18 protein-coding genes and 1 tRNA gene are annotated in these 21,625 nt (G+C 74.9%); 6 read left to right on the plus strand and 13 right to left on the minus strand.

Annotation, left to right across the window (positions count from 1 at the left end):
• Positions 1–3 precede the first annotated feature (3 nt).
• The 5 genes from ACQZ2A_RS05380 to ACQZ2A_RS05400 all read right to left on the minus strand — a co-directional run bounded on the left by ACQZ2A_RS05380 (position 4) and on the right by ACQZ2A_RS05400 (position 3,697).
• Positions 4–432, minus strand: coding sequence for a hypothetical protein (locus ACQZ2A_RS05380; protein ID WP_430208043.1), 429 nt, complete (start codon positions 430–432; stop codon positions 4–6).
• A gap of 165 nt (positions 433–597) precedes the next feature.
• The gene (locus ACQZ2A_RS05385) at positions 598–1,137 is read right to left on the minus strand and encodes a DinB family protein (protein WP_430208045.1); all 540 of its coding nucleotides are present in this window, start codon (positions 1,135–1,137) and stop codon (positions 598–600) included.
• Positions 1,138–1,240: 103 nt separating this feature from the next.
• Positions 1,241–2,686 (minus strand): PepSY-associated TM helix domain-containing protein, encoded by a 1,446-nt coding sequence (locus ACQZ2A_RS05390; RefSeq protein WP_430208048.1) that lies wholly within the window; start codon positions 2,684–2,686, stop codon positions 1,241–1,243.
• Between the two features lie 174 nt (positions 2,687–2,860).
• Positions 2,861–3,442 carry a hypothetical protein gene (locus tag ACQZ2A_RS05395; protein WP_430208051.1) on the minus strand — a complete coding sequence of 194 codons (582 nt, stop codon included), beginning with the start codon at positions 3,440–3,442 and terminating at the stop codon, positions 2,861–2,863.
• Positions 3,443–3,624: 182 nt separating this feature from the next.
• Positions 3,625–3,697: transfer RNA gene (locus tag ACQZ2A_RS05400), tRNA-Ala, on the minus strand.
• A 163-nt stretch (positions 3,698–3,860) separates the two neighbouring features.
• Here ACQZ2A_RS05400 and ACQZ2A_RS05405 point away from each other — a divergent pair.
• Positions 3,861–5,138, plus strand: coding sequence for an AI-2E family transporter (locus tag ACQZ2A_RS05405; RefSeq protein ID WP_430208054.1), 1,278 nt, complete (start codon positions 3,861–3,863; stop codon positions 5,136–5,138).
• Between the two features lie 60 nt (positions 5,139–5,198).
• On the opposite strand, the gene ACQZ2A_RS05410 is transcribed toward ACQZ2A_RS05405, so the two are convergent.
• Genes ACQZ2A_RS05410 through ACQZ2A_RS05435 form a run of 6 tightly spaced genes read right to left on the minus strand, consistent with a single transcriptional unit; the run spans position 5,199 to position 10,495 of the window.
• Positions 5,199–6,164: a hypothetical protein gene (locus tag ACQZ2A_RS05410; protein WP_430208056.1), complete on the minus strand. Its 966-nt coding sequence runs from the start codon at positions 6,162–6,164 to the stop codon at positions 5,199–5,201.
• Between the two features lie 19 nt (positions 6,165–6,183).
• Positions 6,184–6,912 carry a GNAT family N-acetyltransferase gene (locus tag ACQZ2A_RS05415; protein ID WP_430208058.1) on the minus strand — a complete coding sequence of 243 codons (729 nt, stop codon included), beginning with the start codon at positions 6,910–6,912 and terminating at the stop codon, positions 6,184–6,186.
• Entirely contained in the window at positions 6,912–7,409 is a 498-nt protein-coding gene (locus ACQZ2A_RS05420; protein ID WP_430208060.1) for a MogA/MoaB family molybdenum cofactor biosynthesis protein, read from the minus strand. Before ACQZ2A_RS05420 ends, ACQZ2A_RS05415 begins: the two co-directional genes overlap by 1 nt.
• Positions 7,406–7,900: a cyclic pyranopterin monophosphate synthase MoaC gene (moaC, locus tag ACQZ2A_RS05425; RefSeq protein WP_430208063.1), complete on the minus strand. Its 495-nt coding sequence runs from the start codon at positions 7,898–7,900 to the stop codon at positions 7,406–7,408. The genes ACQZ2A_RS05420 and moaC overlap by 4 nt, the downstream gene beginning before the upstream one ends.
• Positions 7,893–9,113 carry a molybdopterin molybdotransferase MoeA gene (locus tag ACQZ2A_RS05430; RefSeq protein ID WP_430208065.1) on the minus strand — a complete coding sequence of 407 codons (1,221 nt, stop codon included), beginning with the start codon at positions 9,111–9,113 and terminating at the stop codon, positions 7,893–7,895. Before ACQZ2A_RS05430 ends, moaC begins: the two co-directional genes overlap by 8 nt.
• On the minus strand, positions 9,113–10,495 hold the full coding sequence (locus tag ACQZ2A_RS05435) for a UTP--glucose-1-phosphate uridylyltransferase (protein WP_430208068.1): 1,383 nt from the start codon (positions 10,493–10,495) through the stop codon (positions 9,113–9,115). Before ACQZ2A_RS05435 ends, ACQZ2A_RS05430 begins: the two co-directional genes overlap by 1 nt.
• A gap of 14 nt (positions 10,496–10,509) precedes the next feature.
• Between ACQZ2A_RS05435 and ACQZ2A_RS05440 the strand changes: the two genes are divergently transcribed.
• Positions 10,510–11,091 carry a 5-formyltetrahydrofolate cyclo-ligase gene (locus ACQZ2A_RS05440; RefSeq protein WP_430208070.1) on the plus strand — a complete coding sequence of 194 codons (582 nt, stop codon included), beginning with the start codon at positions 10,510–10,512 and terminating at the stop codon, positions 11,089–11,091.
• Positions 11,092–11,201: 110 nt separating this feature from the next.
• Here ACQZ2A_RS05440 and ACQZ2A_RS05445 read toward each other — a convergent pair whose 3' ends face one another.
• Positions 11,202–13,877, minus strand: a complete 2,676-nt coding sequence (locus ACQZ2A_RS05445) for a penicillin acylase family protein (protein ID WP_430208072.1) — start codon at positions 13,875–13,877, stop codon at positions 11,202–11,204.
• Between the two features lie 47 nt (positions 13,878–13,924).
• Between ACQZ2A_RS05445 and ACQZ2A_RS05450 the strand changes: the two genes are divergently transcribed.
• From ACQZ2A_RS05450 to ACQZ2A_RS05460, 3 genes are all read left to right on the plus strand, one after another.
• On the plus strand, positions 13,925–15,508 hold the full coding sequence (locus ACQZ2A_RS05450) for a potassium/proton antiporter (protein WP_430208075.1): 1,584 nt from the start codon (positions 13,925–13,927) through the stop codon (positions 15,506–15,508).
• 100 nt (positions 15,509–15,608) lie between these two features.
• Positions 15,609–16,508, plus strand: a complete 900-nt coding sequence (locus ACQZ2A_RS05455; RefSeq protein WP_430208078.1) for an ABC transporter ATP-binding protein — start codon at positions 15,609–15,611, stop codon at positions 16,506–16,508.
• Positions 16,505–17,338, plus strand: coding sequence for an ABC transporter permease (locus ACQZ2A_RS05460; protein ID WP_430208080.1), 834 nt, complete (start codon positions 16,505–16,507; stop codon positions 17,336–17,338). The genes ACQZ2A_RS05455 and ACQZ2A_RS05460 overlap by 4 nt, the downstream gene beginning before the upstream one ends.
• A gap of 85 nt (positions 17,339–17,423) precedes the next feature.
• On the opposite strand, the gene ACQZ2A_RS05465 is transcribed toward ACQZ2A_RS05460, so the two are convergent.
• The gene (locus tag ACQZ2A_RS05465) at positions 17,424–18,428 is read right to left on the minus strand and encodes a cyclic nucleotide-binding domain-containing protein (protein WP_430208083.1); all 1,005 of its coding nucleotides are present in this window, start codon (positions 18,426–18,428) and stop codon (positions 17,424–17,426) included.
• A gap of 89 nt (positions 18,429–18,517) precedes the next feature.
• Between ACQZ2A_RS05465 and ACQZ2A_RS05470 the strand changes: the two genes are divergently transcribed.
• The coding region (locus ACQZ2A_RS05470; protein ID WP_430208086.1) for an ATP-binding protein at positions 18,518–21,625 on the plus strand (3,108 nt) is incomplete at its 3' end.

The following is a 21,625-nucleotide window of genomic DNA, read 5'->3' on the forward strand; positions in this document are numbered from 1 at the left end:
TCGTCAGGTCGGCGGCACCGGGCCGGGATCGGTCCGCTCCGCGAGGAGGAGCACGACCGCGAGCACCGGCACGATGCCGAGCGAGACCACCTCGCCGACCCGGTCCGCGGTCGAGGCGAGGGTGTCGAGGTGGGCCACGTGGTAGCCCACGTGGAGCAGCCCGAAGACGAGCCAGGACGTGCCGAGCAGCAGCAGGGTCCGCCGGTCCCGCCACGCCAGCGCGAGCAGCCCCGCCGCGGCGAGCGCAAGGTAGAGGCCGCCCACGTCCCGGACGAGGTGCTCGTTGAACGGGCCGTCGGTCGAGACCCACACCCGCCCGAAGCCCGGGAAGGAGTCGTAGAACGAGCGCGGCGCCAGCTCGGCCCAGCCGCCGACCCACAGCGCCGGGGCGGTGAGCGCGACGCCCGCGACGAACCCGGTGCGGGTGCTCACGGCCGCCTCGACACGTCGGGCGTGGGCGACCGGCGGACCTGTGGCGGCGCGAGGGAGCCGCGGCGGCGCGGCTGGGGTGACGACATCGAGCCTCCTCGGGCCGGCGATGGGAGGATCCTCGGGGCTCGGCGCTCGGGGCGTCAAGACCCGTGGGCTCCTCCGGCGCTACTCCCCCGTGCGGCCGTCGATGCACTCGCGCAGCAGGTCGGCGTGGCCGACGTGCCGGGCGTACTCCTCGACCAGGTGCACCAGAACGTCACGCACCGGCAGCTCCTCGTCGCGGCGGGTCACGGTGGCGTCGAGGTCGCCCGGGGCCAGGGTGTCGAGCCAGGCGTCCGCGGCGTCGATCTCCCTCTGCCACATCGCGAACGAGTCCTCGACCATCGCCGCGTCTCCGGTGGCCGAGGTGAGCTCGAAGTCCGGGTCGTCGTCGTCCGCGTAGAGCGGGTCCTCGACGGGCAGCCCGCGCAGGACGTGGTGGAACCAGTACTGCTCGACGACCGCCAGGTGGCGCACCAGCCCGAGCAGGCTGAGGGTGCTCGGGGGCACCGAGCGGCGGGCCAGCTGCTCGGCATCCAGCCCTTCGCACTTCATCCGCAGGGTCAGCCGGTGGAAGGTCAGGTACTGGCGCAGGGTCGCCAGCTCACCGACGGAGGTCCCGGTGGGGCGGGGGTCGGAGGCGGGCTCGGTCCACATGTCGCTCATGACGACCAGCCAACCGCCTCCCGGGGCCCCGTGCCACCGGGTTCCGGAGCGCCCACCGGGGCGGGCCGCGTCATCCTGCGGCCCGCCGCGGTGGACGGACCCGTCAGCCCGGGATGGCCAGGACGCGACGGGCCCGGGCCGAACGCCGCAGCACCCGCTCTGCGAGCAGGGCGATCACGACCGAGGCGCCGAACACCGGGAGGAGGAGGCAGAGGAGCAACAACCCGACGCCGAGGGCGGGTGTCGCGACGACGGGCATCCTCCCCCGCGGCGCACCGACCGTGCCGGCCCCGCGCGGACGCCGGCGCCACCACATGAGCGGTCCGGTGATGCACGAGGCGATGACGGCGAGGCAGAAGAGCGTCGTGAGGACCATGTTCAGGGTGCCGAAGTGGCGCCCCTCGTGCAGGGCGATCCCGTGGCTGACCGTCTTGGCGAGCGCGCCGTAGTCGTCGTAGCCGTACCGGGACACGACGGTGCCGCCGAAGCGGTCGACGTGCACGGTGCGCTCGGCCGTGGGGTCCTCGAAGGCGTATCCGATCGTGGAGAACACCCCGTCGTCCTCCGTCGGGAGGATGACGGTCATCGGGTGCGCCAGGCCCTCGCGCTCACCGACGAGGACCGCGGTGTCGACGGTGGCCACGGACCGCTCCGGGTCACCGGTGGAGCGGGGCACCGTGCTCTCCCCCTGGGCCCAGGGCACCACCCCGTGGCTGTGCGGCAGGGACTCGTCCAGCGTGGACGTGGGATCCGAGACGGCGCCGTGGTCGTCGCTCCAGAACGACGTGCCGGCACCCGTGGCGAGCTTCTGGGCCTGGGCCCCCCACACCCCGGTCCAGGGCAGCCCCGAGACGACGAGCATCAGCAGACCGACCCCGATGAACAGCCCCGTCCACGCGTGGCCGGATCGCAGCCGTGCGGCCGTGGGGTCCTTGCGCCGCAGGCGACGGCGCGCCCGCCGTCCGCGGAAGAAGAGGTAGTACCCGGTGAGCGCCATGACGATGGCCCAGCAGGCGCCGAGCTCGAGGACGAGGTCCCCGACGGTGCCCGCCATCAGGTCGGCATGGAGGCGCACCGCGGTGCCGCTGATGGTGGAGTCCGGGTCGAGGGAGCCGAGGACGGTGCCCGTGTACGGGTCGACGAAGACGTCGCGCGTCGCGTCGTCCGGGGTCGAGACGGTGACGCGGGTGCTCTGGTCGGGCGCCGCCGGTTCGGTCAGGGAGACGACGGTGTCGTCGGGACGGGCCTCGCGGACGGCCGTCAGCTGCTCGTCGTAACCGACGGGCGTCGCTCCCGCCGGCGCGCTGACGCGCAGGAGGTCGCCGTGGACGAGCGGTTCGATCTGGAAGCGGAAGAGGTAGACCAGCCCGGTCACCGCGAGGAGGAGCACCGTCGGGATGACGATGAGCGAGGCGTAGAAGTGCCAGCGCCAGAAGGCGCGGAAGAGGCCGGTGCCGCGCCGGGCCTCGGGGTGCGGGCGGGAGGTGTCGGGGCGGGATGGTGCGGGGCGGGTGTCCGCCTGGGTGGTCGGGTCGTCGAGCAGGGCCATCGGGGTTCTCCTGGTGTCGGGCAGCGGGGGGACCCGGCCCGGGAGACGTGGACGCAGCGGCCGCGCGCGGGACCGCACGGGAGGAACCGTGGGGATGCTGCGCGCGGACGTCGGTGCGTGGTCGTTCCCGGACGTCGGGGTGGATGGAGAGCCACCCCGGAGGACCGGCGCGGCTCAGACCGGGCGGAGCGGTGGCGCGCGGCCGCCGAGGGCCCCGATGCTGCGGCCGTCCGGGACCCGGACGAGGACGTGCGCGACCGGAGCGCGGCCGGGGACCGGCGACACGTGTGCCGCGACAGGGACGACCAGCAGCCGGACGACCGCGGCGACGAGGTCCGCGCCGCGGGTCAGGAGCAGGCTCGCGACGACGGTCGCGACCGCGTGCGCGAGGAGCATCGAGCCGGTCAGGGTCGTGCCGGTCGAGGTGGCCGGGACCTGTGCCATCGCGGGCATGGCGTCGTGCAGGTGCGGTCTCGGCGCGACGCCCCCGGCTCCTGGGGTCATCCCGACGAGGGCGACGTGGACGAGGACCTGCCCCAGGGCGGTCGCGAGGAGCATGCGCGCCAGCGAGGTGCGTCGCCGCACGGTGACCCACACCAGCGGACCCACGAGGACGGTGAGGATCACTGCCGGGAGCACGGAGAGGGGTGCGCCGCCGCCCATCTCGTGGGCCACGGCCCCCAGCCCGACGACGACGAGCGTGGCGACGACCGCACGCAGCAGCCGCACCCCTTCGCCCGCCGAGAACGTCGTCACGACCGCAGACCCTAGCGGGAGCGACCTTGGGCCGCCCTTGGGGCGAGCCCTTCGCCGGGGTCGGACGCGGCCAGCCCCACTCGTGCCGTGGACCGAGGGGACAAGGGCTACTCCCGAATCCCCACGTGTCCGAATGATGACGAAGGACCCGGCACGATGCGTGCCGGGTCCTTCGTCATCGGTGGAGCTGAGGGGATTCGAACCCCTGGCCTTCTCATTGCGAACGAGACGCGCTACCAACTGCGCCACAGCCCCGAGTGCGGGAGAAACGATAACACCAGCGTCACCCCCGCCAGAAACCGGCCGCCCCGCGCGCGCGGCCCGTGGCCGCCCGGCGGCATCGGCGCTGGTCAGCCCCGCCCCTTCCCGGCCGTGACGCGGGGGACCCGGCGTCTGCGCCACCCCCTAGAGTCGAGCCATGCGTCTCCGCCTGCCTGCCGCCCTGCGCCCCACCGGGGGGCCGGCCGCGCGGGCAGCCCGCCCCGCCGGTCCCGAGACGCTGCGCCCCGGCGACCCGCGGCGCCCCCCGGAGTGGTCGGTGCCGCTCGGCGTCCGGACCGCCAGCGAGTGGGCGTGGCGCTTCATCGTCATCGGCGCCGCGCTCGTCGCGGTGCTGTACCTGACGAGCCTGCTGTCCGAGGTCGTCATCCCGATCATCGTCGCCCTGCTGCTCTCGGCACTGCTGCACCCCATCTACGACCGCCTGGCCCGGGTGATGCCGAACGGCCTGGCCGCCGGCATCACCGTTCTCGGCACGATCGGTGTCGTCGCCGGTCTGCTCTCCTTCGTCGGGTCACAGCTGACCAGCCAGCTCGGGGACATCACCGGGAAGGTGACCGACGGCATCGAGCAGATCCGGCAGTGGGTCCAGTCCAGCTTCGGCATCACCGACACCCAGCTCACCGAGTACATCGACCGGGCCCGCCAGTCGCTCAGCTCGGGCGGGGTCACCGACTCCCTCGCGGCGGCCGGTCTCACCGCCGGACACCTCGTCGCAGGGTTCTTCCTCGCGCTCTTCTCGCTCTTCTTCTTCCTCTACGACGGCCACACCATCTGGGCCTGGGCGGTCCGCCTCTTCCCGCGCGGCGCGCGCGAGAAGGTGCACTCCTCGGGCCTCATCGCCTGGGGCCAGCTCGCGGCGTTCACCCGGGCCACCGTCCTCGTCGCGGCCGTCGACGCCATCGGCATCGGGGTCGGCGCGGCCATCCTCGGCGTGCCGTTCGCCTCCGGCATCGCCCTGCTCGTCTTCTTCGGCGCGTTCATCCCGATCGTCGGTGCCGCGGTCTCCGGCGGCGTGGCCGTGCTCCTCGCCCTCGTGGCCCTGGGGCCCGTGCAGGCGCTCATCATGCTCGGCATCGTCATCGGCGTGCAGCAGCTCGAGAGCCACCTGCTCCAGCCGCTGCTCATCGGTCGCGCGATGCGCCTGCACCCGCTCGCGGTCATCCTCGCCATCGCGACCGGGCTGATCCTGGCCGGCATCATCGGCGGTCTCATCGCCGTCCCGACCATCGCCGTCCTCAACGCCGTCGGGCACCACCTGCTCGACTCGCCCGACGGCCCGAGGACCTCCGAGGGGCTCTCCGTCGACGACGTCGTCGGGCCGCGAGCAGCGGACCGGGCGCACGAGAGCGCCGCCGAGGACACCGAGGACGCGGCGATCGTGCCCGACGTCCCCGACTCCGCCGACCGCGACTGAGCGAGGACGGACGCACCCCGAGGGGTGCGGGAGGAGAAGAGCAGGCGCGGGGCGTGCGGGTCAGGCGCCGGCGACGCGACGCTGGTCGAGGTCGTCCTCGCGCGAGCGCACGTCCGGGGCCGCGGCGGGCTCCGGCGTCACGGCGGCCGGGGCGACCTCGGGACGCTCGGCCTTGGCCTTCATCGTGTACGTCGGCCGCGGGACCGGAACCGGGTCCCAGGTGAGGGGGATGTCGTCCTCGTCGACGAGGTGGACGTACTCGATGACCGGTTCCGGCTCGGGGACGACCTCGGCCGCGACGACCGGCTCGACGACCGCGGCCGGGGCGACGGGCTCGGCAGCGACGGGCGCGGCCGGCTCCACGGCGACCTCGACCTCGACCTCGGTGCGGCCGACGACCTCGACCGGCTCGGCGACCTCGGTCGTGGCCGGAGCGGAGGACGCCGTGGCCGGACGGGCGGCGGTGCGGCGCACCGATGCCGCGGCGGGCGCGCTCGCCCGGCGGCGGGCCATCTCCCGGGCACGACGGCGGGCGGCCGCGCGGGCGGCCTGCTCGGCGCGCACCCCGGAGCGGACCCAGCCCAGGGACAGGACGATCGCGCCGAGAGCGACGAGCGGGGCCCACGGCACGAGGACCGAGAGCAGCGCGAGCACGCCGGTGACGACGAGCCCGACGAGGGAGGTGAGCAGGGCCAGGGCACGAACCCGGCGCGGCACGCCACGGTGGACGACGACCGGCGCGGAGACCGTTCGCGGAGTGGGCATCTCGGCCGGGACGGCACGCTTGACGACCACCTGCGGGCGGGCCGAGCGGGCCGGGTGGACCGAGAAGGAGCGCGGCGCGGGGTCGGACAGGTCGGTGCGGGGGATGGTCTGCCGGCGCTCGAGGACGCGCATCGCGGCGCTGAACTGCTCGACGGAGCGGGCGGTGGCCAGGTGGTCCCGGCGACGGATCCAGTACTGCACGAAGTAGGCAGCCCAGACCCCGAGGAGGACGAGGAAGATCAGGCTCGACGGGGACCGCACGGTCCGACGGTAGGCGTGCTCAGCCGCCGGATGCCGGACCCGCCTCGGTGTGTCGCGCAAGTGACTCGTGTGACGACTGTGCCTCGGCCACGGTACGCGCCAGTCGGTGCACCATCGTCTCACCCGCGAGGTCCTCGACGGTGAGCGCGAAGGACAGGTGGTCGCGCCAGTCGCCGTCGATGTGGAGGTAGCGCGGTCGCCTTCCCTCCGAACGGAACCCGAGCTTGCGCACGACCGCCAGGCTCGCAGTGTTCTCGGGCCGGATGTTGACCTCCATGCGGTGCAGGCCGACCCGGCCGAAGAGGTGGTCGGCGACGAGCGCGACCCCGGTGGGCACGACCATCCGGCCCGCGACGGACCGGCTGACCCAGTACCCGACGTAGCAGGAGCGGAAGGCGCCGAGGACGACCGTGCCGACGTTGACCTGCCCCACGAACCGCCCACCCACCTCGACGGCGAGCGGCAGGGCCCGACCGGCGGCGGCCTCGGCGTCGTAGTGCGCCACGAGGTCCGCGAAGGTGCGGGTCGGCGCGTCCGGCTCGGGCGAGGTGGCGTCCCACGGCTCGAGCCAGTCCGCGTTGGCGCGGCGCACCGACTGGAAGGCCGACTCGTCACGCAGGGCGAGCGGACGGAGGACGACGTCGGTGCCGACCGGGGTCGTGCCCTGCAGCCGCAGCGGCCAGACCCACCCGGGCGGCGCCGGGGACGCGGCCGCGCCCCGCCCCGCCCCGAGGAGCCGGCGCCACATCAGTGGTCGCCTCCGCGCACCTGGTCGAGGGCGTGCGGCAGCACCTCGGCGAGCACCGCGAGGGCGTCCTTCACGCCACCCGAGGAGCCGGGGAGGTTGACGACGAGGGTCCGGCCGGCCAGCCCGGCGAGCCCGCGGGAGAGCACGGCGGTCGGGATGCCCTGCGCCACACCGCGGGCCCGGATTGCCTCGGCCAGCCCGGGCACCTCGCGCTCGAGCAGCGGGCGGGTGGCCTCCGGGGTGCCGTCGGTGGGGGTGAGACCGGTGCCGCCGGTCGTGAGGAGCAGGTCGGGGCCATCGGCCAGCGCCGCGGCGAGGGCCTCACCGACCGCCGGGCCGTCCGGCACGACGACGGGGTCGGCGACCTCGCAGCCCCAGCCGCGCAGCGCCTCGACGATGAGGGCGCCTCCACGGTCGGGGTAGACGCCGGCGGCTGCGCGCGTCGAGCAGGTGACCACCGCAGCCCTCCGGCCGGTGAGGTCGGGCGCCCCGCTCATCGCGGCTCCTCCCAGTCGCCGGACCGTCCGCCGGACTTCGCGGTGACCCGCACGTCGGTGATGCGGGCGTGCTTGTCGACGGCCTTGACCATGTCGACCAGCCCGAGCGCGGCGACGGTGACGGCGGTCAGCGCCTCCATCTCGATGCCCGTGCGGTCGGCGGTGCGCGCCTCGGCCCGGATCTCGACGCCGTCGTCGACGACGTCGAGGTCGACCTCCACGGCGTGCACCGCGACGGGATGCGCCAGCGGCACGAGCTCCGGCGTGCGCTTGACGGCCTGGATGCCGGCGATCCGCGCGACGGCGAGGGCGTCGCCCTTGGGCACGGTCCCGTCACGCAGCGCGGCGACGGCGGCCGGCGACAGCAGCACGCGGCCGCGCGCCTCGGCGCGGCGCGCCGTGACCGCCTTGGCCGAGACGTCGACCATGTGGGCGGTGCCATCGGCCCGCACGTGGGTCAGCCCGCTCACCGGGCGCTGGGGGTCAACCACAGCCCCGATGATGCCCCAGCAGCGGCAGGCAGAGCACCCGGTCCCCCGGCCCGACCTCCGCGACCTCCTCCGGGACCATCGCGAGGGCGGTCGCGCCGGCCAGCGCGCCGAGCACGTGCGAGCCCTGACCGCCCGACGGCCGGACGGTCCCGTCCTCCTCGACGACGCGCGTCATCTCGGCCCGGCCGGGGGCGGTGGGCCACGCCGCACCGGCCACCGCCTCGAAGCGGCCGTCGGCGTCGGGGTCGGCCCCGGCCATCCGGCGCAGGGCGGGCAGGACGAAGACGTGGAAGGAGACGTAGGAGCTGACCGGGTTGCCCGGCAGCGTGACGACCGGCAGGCCGCTGGCGGCGACCCGGCCGCAGCCCTGCGGCATCCCGGGACGCATCGCGACCTTGGTGAACTCGACGCCACCGTCCGCGGTCAACACCTCCTTGACCGTGTCGTAGACGCCCATCGAGACCCCACCGGTCGTGATGACGAGGTCGGGGTCGCCGTCGGGCGCCGCGAGGAAGGCGCGCACGGTGTCGGCGTCGTCGCGCAGGTGCACCCCGGCCGCGACCTCGGCGCCGGCGGCCTCGACGAGCGCGCGCAGCATCAGGTGGTTGGAGTCGACGATCTGGCCGTGCTCGAGGACACCGCCGACGGGGACCAGCTCGTCGCCGGTGGAGACGACGGTGACGCGCGGCCGGCGGTGCACCACGAGCTCCGCGATGTTCGACGCGGCGGCCAGGGCGACGTGCCCCGGACCGACGCGCGTGCCGGCCGTCAGCACGACCGTGCCGGCGCGCACGTCCTCCCCGCGGTGGCGCAGGTGGCGGCCGACCTCCGGCTCGAGGCGGACCGAGACCTCCTGCGCCCCACCGTCGGTCACCTCCACGGCGACCACGGCGTCGGCCCCCTCGGGCAGCGGCGCACCCGTCATGATGCGCAGGGCGCGCCCGGGCGGGAGGACGTGGCGGGTGGTGTCCCCCGCGGCGACGTCGCCGTCGACGGGGAGGACGACGGGCGAGCCCTCGCCGGCCCCGACGAGGTCGGCGGCCCGTACGGCGTAGCCGTCCATCGCGGAGTTGTCGAAGCCCGGGAGGTCGACGGCCGCGACGGCGTCCTCGGCGAGGACGCGTCCCAGGGCGGCACCGACGGCGACGCGCTCGGCGGGCAGCGGGGCCACGAGCGACAGCACGGCGGAACGGTGCTCGGCGACGGTGCGCATCAGGACTCCCCCTCGAGACGGGTGCCGTCGGGCACGGTGCGCGGCTCCCCGGTGAGGTGGACGTCGCCGACGCAGACGACACCCGAGCCGAAGGTGACGTCGGCCTCGACCCGCAGGCTCGTGCACTCGCGCAGGGACGGGGCCCCGTGCGGGAACCGGGCCTCGAAGCCGTCGAGCAGGCGGTACTCGGGGCCGAGGTCGACGAACGGCTCCGGACGGTCGGAGACGGCCTCGACCCGCCCGTCGTCGGTGACGCGGTACAGGTCGCTGCGGAGGAGCAGGAGCTCGTTGGTGGTCTTGACGGGCCGGAACCGGCTGCGGCCCACGGCGATCGCCCTCGCTCCGTCGAAGAGCTCGACCGCGGCGCCCATCGCCGACTCGATCTGCACGACAGGAGTGGACTCGGGGTCGGTGGGGTCGACGGTCTTGCGGTTGACGATGATCGGCAGCCCGAGGACGCCGTCGGTCTCGTCGAGCCGGGCCGCGAGGACGTCGAGGTCGACCCAGAGGTTGTTCGTGTGGAACCACCGGTGCCGCTCGAGGTCCTGGAAGTGCTCCTCCTCGCCCGGCACGACCATCGCCGAGTCGCGCAGGACGAGCCGGCCGTCGGAGCGGCGGACGACGAGCTGGCCGCCCTTGCGGTCGTTGACGGTGCGGGCGCTGACCTCGGCGACGTACGGGATGCCCTCGGCCGCCATCCACGCCGGGACGGCGCCGTCGCAGGTGGCCCCGAGGTTGTCGGCGTTGGAGAGGAAGAGGTACCGGTACCCGCGGCGACGCAGGTCGTCGAGGAGGCCGGTGGTGCGCAGCGCCACGTAGACGTCGCCGTGGCCGGGCGGGCACCACTCGAGCTCGGGGTCCTCGGGGTGGTCGACGGGGAAGAGGTCGTCGGCGCGGAGCTTGGGCTCCTTGCTCTGGAGGAAGTCCAGCGGCAGGCCGTCGAGGGCCAGGCCGGGGTATCGGGCGAGGATCTCGAGGGATGCCTCGCGCGTGCGGAACGAGTTCATCAGGAGCAGCGGGACCTCGACGTCCTGCTGCGCCCGCAGCGCGAGGACCTGCTCGGCGATGACGTCGAGGAAGGTGCGCCCCTCGCGCACCTCGAGCGCCGACTTCGGGCCCTGCACCCCCATGCTCGTGCCGAGGCCGCCGTTGAGCTTGACGACCACCGTGCGGGCCAGCGCCTCGCGGACGGCATCGTCACCGGGGCGGACGTCGTCGAGGGAGGGCGGGTCGGTGAGCGGCTCGACGCTGTCCTCGGGGACCGTCCCCGTGACGTCGTCGGCCAGCTGCTCGTGGAAGTGGGCGAACACCCGGACGGCCAGCGGGTCGACGCCGGCCCCGAGCATCCGGTCCGTGGCCGCGCGCAGCGCGTCGCTCGTCATGGCGTCACCCTACGATGCGGCGGGTGAGCCCCACCCCGAAGAGCCGGCGCCGCCGCGAGCTGCGCGCCCGGCGTCGTGAGATCGCCGCCGGACGGGACACCGAGGCCGACGGGCGGTCCCTCGCCGAGGGCGCCCTGGCCCTGGTCGGCCCGCTCGGGCCCGGCGCCACCGTCCTGTCCTACGAGTCGGTGCCCGGCGAGCCGCCGACCGGGCCGATGAACGCCGCCCTCGTCGGCGCGGGCGTGCGCGTGCTGGTGCCCGACACCCTGGACGACCTCGACCTCGACTGGCACGACGTCACCGACCCGGCGGCGGTGCGGCTGGGGCTGGACGCCGTGGCGCTGGCCGACCTCGTCCTCTCCCCCGGGCTGGCCGTCGACCGCACCGGCACCCGGCTCGGCCAGGGCGGCGGCTGCTACGACAAGGCGCTGCCGCGGCGCCGGGCGGGGGTGCGGGTCGTGACGCTGCTCCATCCCGGCGAGCTCGTCCCGGACGGCGAGGAGCCGCTGCCGCGCGAGTCCTTCGACCAGCCGGTCGATGCCGTGCTCACCGCCGACGGCCTGACCGACCTGCGGCCACCGAGCGACAAGAACTGACACATTCGTCGATTGATGGACGCTCCCGACGACCCGCCGAACGACAAGAACTGACACATTCGTCGATTGATGGACGCTTTCTGCCCCCGGCGGGCGGACAGGACCTCGGGTCAGCCGGTGCCGGAGGCCGGGTCGGGGCGCAGCGTCATCACCTGGGGGTCGGTGGCGTCGACGGCGCGCGCGGTGAACGGCCAGGGCCGCTGCCGCCCGGCGACCCAGTCCGACACCTGGTCGGCGTAGTGGTCGTCGGTGGCGTGGCCGCTGACACCGGTCTGGTTGACCCACGTCGAGCGGTCGAGGTCGGAGAGGTCGACGACCATCCGCATCGACGGGCCCCAGGAGACCGAGTAGCCCTCGCTGGCGTCCCAGCCGTTGGCGTTGACGATGGCCGAGCCACCGGGCAGGTCGTACGGCCCCTCGTTGAACAGCCACCGGACCGGCCCGGGCACGGAGTCGCCGCCGAGGACCTTGTGCTCCAGCGTGATGCGGTGCAGCTGGCCCCAGTCCCACTGCCCGGGGTCCTTGCCGAGCTCGCGGGTCAGCTCGAGGCGGGCCTGGACGAGCGCCTGCCGCAGGATCTCGTCGCGGCCCTCCGTGACGTTGGGCGTCAGCTTGTCGTCCCACCACTCGCTCTGCGGCTGCTTCAGCAGCTGCTGCACCGCGGCCCGCCACCGGTCGCCACCGTCGGACTTCATGTCGGCAGGGAGCTCGTCGTCGAAGAGCAGCTCGCACAGGTTGCGCCAGACCGCGTTGTAGTAGGCGGCCGCAGCCGAGGCCCTGGAGTCCGAGGCCGGCGTCGTGTGGTCCCAGCCACGGAGCAGGTCGCGGGCCTCCTCGGTGAAGTCGAGCAGGTCCTGCTGGTCCGCCTCGCCGGACGGCCCCTCGAGCGGCACCGTGAGCAGGGCGGGCACGAGCACCTGGGCGAAGAGGTCCTTGTCGTCCATCTGCACCGAGGCCATGTCGGCCGGGGTGGCCTCCTGCAGCCGCTCGAGGCGCTGCGCGATGCGGGTGGAGCGCCAGCCGTAGTCCCACTCGGTCGTGAGGAACGGCGTGCGGCTCGTGCTCACCTGCTGGTTGGCGGCGACGATGGTGCCGTCCGGCGGGTCGAGGACCGACGGCATGTCCGCGAAGTCGACGTAGCCGGTCCAGTCGTAGTACGAGTCCCACCCGGGCGCCGGCCAGTAGCCGGGAACGCTGCGCGGGATGGCCGCACGCCGGATCGGGATCTGCCCCGGCGCCTGGTAGCCGATGTGGCCCTCGCGGTCGGCGTAGACGAGGTTCTGCGCCGGCACCGCGAACGAGCGCGCGGCCTCGCGGAACTCGTCGAAGTCGCTCGCCTTGTTGAACCCGATGATGGCGTCGGCGGTGCGGCTCGGGACGAGACCGGTCCAGGCGAGCGAGACGGCGTAGTCCTGGGTCTCGTCGCCCTCCTCCTCGGTGGGCGCCCGGGCCCCGGCCTCGCGCGCCGAGGACAGCACATCGGACATGATCGGGCCGTGCTCGGTGGCGCGCACCGTGATCCGCTGGTCGGCGCCCCCGGCGACCTTGATGGTCTCCTCGCGCGTCGTCATCGGCTGCCACTCCCCGTCGCGCAGGTAGGTCTGGCCGACGACGCGCTCGAGGTAGAAGTCGGAGACGTCGGGGCCGAGGTTGGTGAAGCCCCAGGCGATGTGGTCGTTGTGGCCGATGATGACGCCCGGCACGCCGGCGAAGGAGAACCCCGAGACGTCGAGGGGGCACTGGGCGCTCACCGTGCGGCAGTGCAGGCTGTTCTGGATCCAGATACCGGGCTGCCCCACCCCGAGGTGCGGGTCGTTGGCGAGCAGCGGCTTGCCGGAGGCGGTGTGGTCGCCGGAGACCACCCACGAGTTCGAGCCCACGCCGTCGCCCCGCCCGACGAGCTGCGGGATGCTCGCGAGCGCCCGCTCGACCAAGGCGTAGGCGTCCTTGGCCCCGGGCGTCGTCGTCGCGGCCACGACGTCGGGGTCGCCGGAGGTCAGCCCGCTCGGCACGGCGGAGGAGCTGGAGGTCGTCGGTGCCGGCTCGTCCCCGCGACCGGCGGAGGCGGTGGCGGAGGACCACTCGGTGTCGGAGAGGATCGGCGGGTGCGCCGCCGAGTCGTAGGCGGGGTAGATCGCGGCGATCTGGGCGCGCGAGAGCCGTCCGCTCAGCCGGGCGCGCGCGAGCTCGTCGTCGTAGTCGCCGCGCAGGTCCCAGGCCATGGCCTTGAGCCAGGACAGGCTGTCGACCGGCGTCCACTCCTCGATGTCGCCGAGCGGCAGCTGCAGACCGAGGACCGTGTACTCGGCCGACACCTCGCCCGGGGAGCGGCCGCGCAGGTACCGGTTGACCCCGTCGGCGTAGGCCTGGAGCAGCTGGCGGGTCTCGGGCTCGAGGGTCGGCAGCTCCTCCTCCGCGACGCGCCGCCAGCCCATCGTCCGGACGACCTTGTCGGTCTCGACGCCCGCGCTGCCGACCAGCTCGGAGAGCCGCCCGGCCGTGATGTGGCGGCGCAGGTCCATCTCGAAGAACCGCTCCTGCGCGTGGACGTAGCCCTGCGCGCGGGCGAGGTCGGTGACCGAGTCGCCGTAGATGTGCGGGATGCCGCTGCCGTCGCGCTTGACGGTGACGGCGGCCGACAGCCCGGGCAGGGTGGCCTCGCCGTCACGGGTCGGGAGCGAGCTGCGGACGGCGGTCACGACCACCACCCCGGCGACGATCGCCGCGACCACCACGACCGCCACGAGTCCCAGGAGGATGCGGCGGGCGACGACGAGACGACTCACCCTGCGAGACTAGGACACCACCCCCCACGAGACGAGGACGGTCCCCGGTGACACTCCCCTGGGCGATGCCGGCCGCCCATGGCGGGCTGCCTGCTCTGGTCGGCGCCGACACCGGTGCGTCGGCGGGCTTCTCGCTCGACGACCTCACCTCCGCCCTGCTCCTCGGGAGCATCGTGCTCGTCGTGGCCGTCGCCGCCGTCCGGCTCTCGGTGCGCTCGGGGCTGCCGTCGCTGCTCATCTACCTCGGCATCGGGCTGCTGCTCGGCGAGAGCGGGCCGCTGGGCATCCAGTTCGACTCCGCGGCCCTGACCCAGGTCCTGGGGTACGCAGCGCTCGTGCTGATCCTCGTCGAGGGCGGCATCACCACGCAGTGGTCGGGCATCCGGCGCTCGGTCGCCCCGGCCGCCGTGCTCGCGACCGTCGGTGTGGCGGTGAGCGTCGTCGTCGTCGCGGTCGTCGCCCGCCTCGTCCTCGGCTGGTCCTGGGAGGTCTCGCTCCTCATCGGCGCGGTCGTCGCCTCCACCGACGCCGCCGCCGTCTTCTCGGTGCTGCGCCGGGTCCCGCTGCCGCGCAGCATCTCGGGGATGCTCGAGGCCGAGTCCGGCTTCAACGACGCGCCGGTCGTCCTCCTCGTCACGGCGCTCGCGGCGCAGCTGGCGCCCGACGGCGAGCCGGAGCCGGTCTGGCAGATCCTCGTCGTGGCCGCGGCCGAGCTGGCGGGTGGCGCGATCGTCGGGCTCGCGGTCGGCTGGCTCGGGGCGCGGCTGCTGCGCCTGGTCGCCACGACGTCCTCGGCGCTGTTCGCCATCGGCGTGCTGTCGGTGGCGGTGCTCGCCTACGCGGCCGCCGACACCGTGCACACCTCGGGGTTCATCGCCTGCTACCTCGCCGCCCTGGTGCTGGGCAACCTCCGGCTGCCGCACCGGCCGGCCGTGGTCGGCTTCGCGACGGCCATCGGCTGGCTCGCGCAGATCGGGCTGTTCGTCCTGCTCGGGCTGCTCGCCTCCCCCGGCGGGTTCGGCGCGCAGATCGTGCCGGCGCTCGTCGTCGGCGCGGCCGTGCTCGTGCTCGGCCGGCCGCTGTCGGTCATCGCCTCGTGCCTGCCGTTCGGCATCCCGTGGCGCACGCAGGCCTTCCTGTCGTGGGCCGGGCTGCGCGGCGCCGTCCCCGTCGTCCTCGCGACCGTCCCGGTGACGGCCGGGACACCCGGCGTGGAGTGGATGTTCGACCTCGTCTTCGTGCTCGTCGTCGTGTTCACCCTCATCCAGGCCCCCACCCTGCCGTGGGTGGCGCAGCGGCTGGGCCTGGTCACCGCGAGCCACTCCGTCGACCTCGGGGTGGAGGCGACCCCGCTCACCGACCTCGGCGCGGAGATGCTCGAGGTCGACGTCGGCGCCGAGTCGCGCATCGGTGGCGTGCGCGTCTTCGAGCTCCGGCTGCCCAAGGGCGCGAACATCGCCCTCGTCGTGCGCGACGGCGGCTCGTTCGTGCCGCGCGACTCCGAGGTGCTGCGGCACGGCGACCAGCTGCTCGTCGTGACGACCTCCGCGGTGCGCTCGGCCGTCGAGCGGCGGCTCTTCGAGGTCAGCCGCGGCGGCCGGCTCGCCGACTGGTCCGACGGCCCCGGCTGAGCGAGCCCGGAGCACCCTGAGCGACCCCGGGCCGGCTCAGGGTCGGGTCAGGCCCGACCCTCATGGCGGGTGGGCCGGCCGCGCCGGGAGAGTGCTCGTCATGATCTCCGTCGACCACCTCACGAAGCGCTACGGCGGCTTCACCGCCCTCGACGACGTGTCCTTCCAGGCACGTCCCGGCCGGGTCGCCGGCTTCCTCGGCCCCAACGGCGCCGGAAAGACCACCGCGATGCGCGTCGTCGCGGGCCTCACCCCGGCGAGCGGCGGCACCGCGACCGTCCTCGGCCGCCCCTACGCCGCGCTGCCCACGCCGGGCCGCCACGTCGGGCTGCTGCTCGACGCCTCCGCGCAGCACGCCGGGCGCACCGGCCGCGAGGTGCTCACGCTCGGCGCCATCCTCAACGGCGTCGACCGCCGCCGGGTGGACGAGATGGTCGAGCTCGTCGGCCTGACCTCGAAGGAGGCGAACCGCCGGGTCCGCAACTACTCCCTCGGGATGCGCCAGCGGCTCGGCATCGCCCACGCCCTGCTGGCCGACCCCGAGGTGCTCATCCTCGACGAGCCGGCCAACGGCCTCGACCCGGCCGGCATCCGCTGGATGCGCGACCTGCTGCGCGGGTTCGCCGCGCGCGGCGGCACGGTGCTGCTCAGCTCGCACCTGCTGAACGAGATCGAGCGGGTCGCCGACGACATCGTGGTGATCGGGAACGGCCGCGTCGTGGCGCAGGGCACCACCGAGGAGCTGCTCGCGGGCTCGGGCACCGTCGTCCGCTCCACCGACGACGCCGCGCTGGCGCGGGCGCTGGAGTCCCGGGACGTCGCGGTGAGCCCGGTCGCGACCGGCGGGATGCTCGCCGAGACCGACCCCGACACCGTCGGGCGGGTCGCCCTCGAGGTCGGCGTCGCGCTGCGCGAGCTGCGCGGCGGCGACGAGCGCGGCCTCGAGGAGATGTTCTTCGACCTCACGGCCACCTCGGCCCGCGAGGAGGTGGCGGCATGAGCACCGCGACGCACGCCTCCCCGACGTCCACCGAGCCCTGGGTCCGCGAGCACGGCGGCCGGCTCCCGTCCCCCATCGCCGGGCCGCGCCCGTCGTCCGGCACCCCGTTCACGCGCCTCGTCCGGGTCGAGCTGCGCAAGATGCTCGACACCCGCGCCGGGCGTTGGCTGCTCGTCGCCATCGGCGTCGTCATCGCCGGCGCCCTGACCATCCTCTTCGTGCAGGACGGTGGGGAGCATCCCTTCGGGGACTACCTCCAGGCCACCGCGATGCCGATGGCCATCCTGCTGCCGGTCGTCGGGATCATGGCGGTGACGTCCGAGTGGTCGCAGCGCACGGCCCTGGTCACCTTCACCCTCGAGGCCCGACGGACCCGGGTCGCCTGGGCCAAGGTCGTGGCCGCCCTGCTCGTGGGCGCCGTCGCGGTCGTGTCCTCCTTCGCGCTGGCCGCCGCCGCGCACGCCGCCGCCATCGCCTTCCGCGGGGCCACCGGCGACTGGACCTTCACGTGGACCGCGCTGCTGGGTGCCGCCGGCTACGTGCTGCTCGGCCTGCTGCAGGGCCTCGGCTTCGGGATGCTCCTGCGCAACACCCCGGCCGCCGTCGTCCTCTACTACGTCCTGCCGACCGGCTGGTCGATCCTCGGGTCGCTGTGGTCCAAGGCCGCGCAGGCCGGCGAGTGGCTCGACATGAACCGGACGATGGGACCGCTGTTCGGCGGCTCGCTGACCGGTGAGCAGTGGGCCCAGCTCGGCACCTCCGTCGGCGTCTGGGTGGTCCTGCCCCTGGTCGTCGGGATGTGGTGGATCACCCGGGCCGAGGTGAAGTAGACCCCTGGCAGGGGGCGCGCCCCCGGGACCCCTGTGGTCCCGGGGGCGCGGTGCGTCGGTCCCCCACGGCGGGTCGGGCTGCGGCTCAACCGTCCTCGCGCCGGTGCCCCTCCGCGAGCGCGGCCAGCCGCGAGGTGTCGACGGCGTCCCGGCCGGCGACGGCCACGGTGACGCGGGTGTCGGCGCGCAGCGTCGCGGTGCGCCGGCCACCCTCGAGGAGGCTGCGCTCGCCGAGCACCGCGCCCGGCCCGACCCGGCCGAGCACCTCGCCGTTGACGTCGACCTCGAGCATCCCGTCGAGGACGAGGAAGAGCTCGTCGCCGGGCTCACCCTGCCGCGTCAGGAGGTCGCCGGGGTCGAGCCGGCGGACGCCCGGTGCGGCCCCGCCCATGATCTCCTCGGAGAGCTGTCGTTCCAGGTCGGTGCTCGCCTCGGCGACGACGGCGGGCGAGTCCTCGTCGCCCCAGGGGGTGCGGTGGCCGAAGGCGTGGCGGGTCCAGCCCTCCTGGTCGGTCACCCCGCTCTTGGCCGCGAGCCGGCCGTCGGCGTCGTAGACCCAGTGCCGGGGGAAGGGGCTGGCGCCGACGAGCTCGACGGTGCTCGTGCCGTCGGGGCGCAGAGTGAGGCCGAGGGTCGTCCACACGACCGGCGAGAGCCACTGGGCGAACGGGCGGTGCGGCACCGGGCGCGGGAAGGGTGCACCGGTGCGGCCGCCGACCGTCTGGACGAGGCGCACCGAGCCGTCCTCGGCGACCTCGGGGTCGCGTTGGAGGGTCGGCAGCCGGCCCGCGCGCAACGTGACGGTCAGCGGGCCGAGGCGGACGCGCGTGACGCCGATGACCAGCCCCGAGCCCTCGCCGTAGCCCGCCGTCGTGACCCGGCCGCCCTCGACCTCGGCCCAGCCCGCGAGCACGTTGCCCCAACGGAAGCGGTCGCGGGCGCTCAGCTCGTGGACCTCGCCAGGGCGGATGCTCGGCGGGGGCGGGTCGTCGACGTGGGTGAGGCCGGCGGCCATGCCGGCCCGGATCATCCCGCGGACGATGTCCGACGGGATCCACGACATCGTCGTCACCGTTGCCTCGACCCTCATCGCAGGCCCCCTTGCTCGTCGGCGTGGCCACACCCTAGGGCCGTCACGGTGCTCCCCGGGAGGCCCCGGGCGTGGTTATCGTGGTCGCCATGCCGGGCCCGGAGCCACCGGCGCAGGCCCCCGACCAGCAGCTTCGTGAGGTCGAGCGGGCCATCGCCGCCCTCGAGTCGCAGCGCGCCGTGCTCGGCGAGAGGGTCGTCGAGACGGCGCTCGCCCCGCTGCGCGCGCGGCGTGATGACCTCCGCAGCGGGCGGGCCGGCGAGCAACGACGCCTCGTCACCGTCCTCTTCGCCGACCTCGAGGGGTTCACCCCGCTCTCGCGCCGGCTGGACCCCGAGGACGTCCGCGGCATCGTCGACCGCTGCTTCCGCCGCTGGCAGCGGGTCGTCGATGAGCACGGCGGAGTGGTCGAGAAGTTCATCGGCGACGCCGCGATGGCCGTCTTCGGCCTCCACCGCTCGCACGAGGACGACGCCGTGCGGGCGGTGAGGGCCGCTGTGGCGATGACGGCCTCGCTCGCCGAGGTCGCCGACGACGTCGAGGCCCGGCACGGGGTGCGGCTGCACATGCGGGTCGGGCTCGACTCCGGCGAGGTCGTCGTCAGCACCCTCGGCGAGCGCGCGGGGCACGACTTCGTCGCCGTCGGGCCGACGGTCAACCGCGCGAGCCGGCTGCAGTCCGAGGCGCCGCGCGACGGCGTGCTGGTCAGCGCCGAGGTCCGCCGGCTGCTCCGCGGACGGTTCTCGCTCGAGCCGCGACCCGGCCTGTCGCTCAAGGGGATCGACGAGCCGGTGGATGCCTTCGTCGTGGTGCGCGAGCGTCCGCAGGGCTTCGAGCTGGAACCGACGGCCGGTGTGGGTGGCGTGGGCACGAGCACGGTCGGGCGGGCCATCGAGCTGCTGACGCTGCAGGAGCACCTCGCCGACGTCACCGAGGAGCGGGCGTGGCGCATCACGACCGTCGTCGGGGACGCGGGGGTCGGCAAGTCGCGGCTGCTCGCCGAGCTCGACACCTGGCTCGGCGAGCGCCCGGACCCGGTCTGGTGGTTCCGGGGCCGGGCCTCGCCGTCGCAGCAGAACCGGCCGCACACCCTGCTGCGCGACGCGCTCGCGACGCGGGTCGGCATCGCCCCCGACGACGACCCGGAGACCGTGCTCGCCCGCGTCGAGGCCGGGTTCGCCCGCGCCTTCGGGGACGAGGGGGGATCGCGCCGCGACGCCCTCGTCGTCGCGCGCTGGCTCGGGTTCGAGGTGGGTGGGAGCGGCCCCACGGAGCCGGGCGGTGGGGTGCCGCGGGACCCGCAGGCGCTGCGCGCGGAGGCCAGCGAGCTGCTGGCCCACTACCTCGCCCGGCTCGCCGACGAGGCGCCGGTGGTCCTCCTCCTCGAGGACCTGCACTGGGCCGACGACGCCTCGCTGCGCTGGCTCGACGACGCGCACGAGGTGCTCCGGGCGGCGCCGGTGCTCGTCGTCGCGACGACCCGACCCACGTTGCTCGAGACCCGGCCGCACTGGGGCGAGGGGCTCGGGCACCACCGCCGCCTCGCGCTGGCACCGCTCTCGCGCCGGGAGAGCCGCCTCCTGGTCGACCAGCTCCTGGCGCGCGTCGACGACGTGCCCGACGAGCTCGTCGCCCTCGTCGTCGACGGGGCCGAGGGCAACCCGTTCTACATCGAGGAGCTCGTCACGTGGCTCGTCGACTCCGGCGTCGTCGAGCCCGGCGGCGGCGGGTGGCGGGTGCGCGCCGAGCGGATCGGCTCGCTGCGGGTGCCGGTGACGCTGCGCGGGGTGCTCCAGGCGCGCCTCGACGGGCTCGAGCCGGCCGAGCGGCAGGTGCTCCAGCGGGCCTCGGTCGTGGGGCGGGTGTTCTGGGACGCCGCGGTCGACCGGCTCGGCGACGACGGCCACGCGGTGCCGGCGCTCCTGGACCGGCTGCGCGAGCGCGACCTCGTCCTGCGGCGCCCGGGCTCGAGCATCGACACGGCCCGCGAGTACCTCTTCAAGCACGCCCTGCTCCGCGACGTCGCCTACGACGGCATCCTGCGCACACACCGGCGGACCTACCACGCGCGGGTCGTCGACTGGCTGGTCGAGGTGACCCGGCGGGCCGGCCGGCTCGACGAGTACGCCTTCCTCGTCGCCGAGCACGCCGACCGCGCGGAGCATCCGGAGGCCGCGGCCTGGTACCTGCGGGCCGCCGCCCGGGCGGCCTCGGTGCACGCCCCGGAGGAGGCGCTGCGGCTGCTCGACCGCGGGCTCGAGCTCGTCGACGGCGACGCCGCGCTGCGCTTCGACCTGCTCGCGGCGCACGAGGAGGTCCTCGACCGGCAGGGCGAGCGCGACGGCCAGGAACGAGACTGCGCCGCGATGGAGGCGCTGCTGCCCGAGGTCGACGCGCCACGGGTCGTGCGTCACCACCTGGCCCGGGCCCGGCTCGCCTTCGACACGAGCCGCTACGCCGAGGCCGTCGAGCGCTCCGGGCGGGCGGTCGAGCGGGCCACGGACGCCGGGCTGGTCGCGTCGGTCGCCCGCGGGCACCTCCTCGCGGGCAAGGCGCACACCTGGTCCGACGACGCCGTCCGAGCCCGCGAGGCGATGGGTCGGGCCATCGCCACGGCCGAGGAGGCCGGCCTGGAGGACGTGGCGGGCGAGGCGCTGCGCTACCTCGGGATGATCGCCGGCAACGAGAGCGACTACGACGCCTCGCTCGGGCTGCTCGCGCAGGCCCGCGGCCGCTTCGTCGCCGCCGAGGACCCCGAGGGCGGGGGGCGCGTGCTCGTCCAGGAGTCGGCGACGCTCTACAACCTCGGGCGGCTCGCCGAGTCGCGCACCGCGCTCGAGGCCGCCCGGCCCGCGTTCGCCCGGTCGCGGTACCGGTACGGGGAGGCCCTCGTGCTGGGCAACCTGGCCACCATCGCCGCCGCGCAGGGCGAGCTGGGCGCCGCCCTGGAGCGGGTCGTCGAGGCGGTCGAGGCGACCGGCCGGCTGCGGGACGTCGAGGCCGTCGCCACGAACCTCGGGGCGCAGGCGGACATCGAGGTGCAGCTGGGTCGCTCGGCGGCCGCCGAAGAGCACGCGCTGCGGTGCGCCGACCTCGCCGTGACCGTCGGCAAGGACTCGCTGCGGGCCCACGGCCTGGCGACCGCGGCGCTGGCCGCGTCCGGTGACGGGCGCCACGACGCCGCGCGGGCCCTCGCG

Source organism: Phycicoccus avicenniae, assembly GCF_050496545.1.
GTDB classification, from domain to species: domain Bacteria; phylum Actinomycetota; class Actinomycetes; order Actinomycetales; family Dermatophilaceae; genus Phycicoccus; species Phycicoccus avicenniae_A.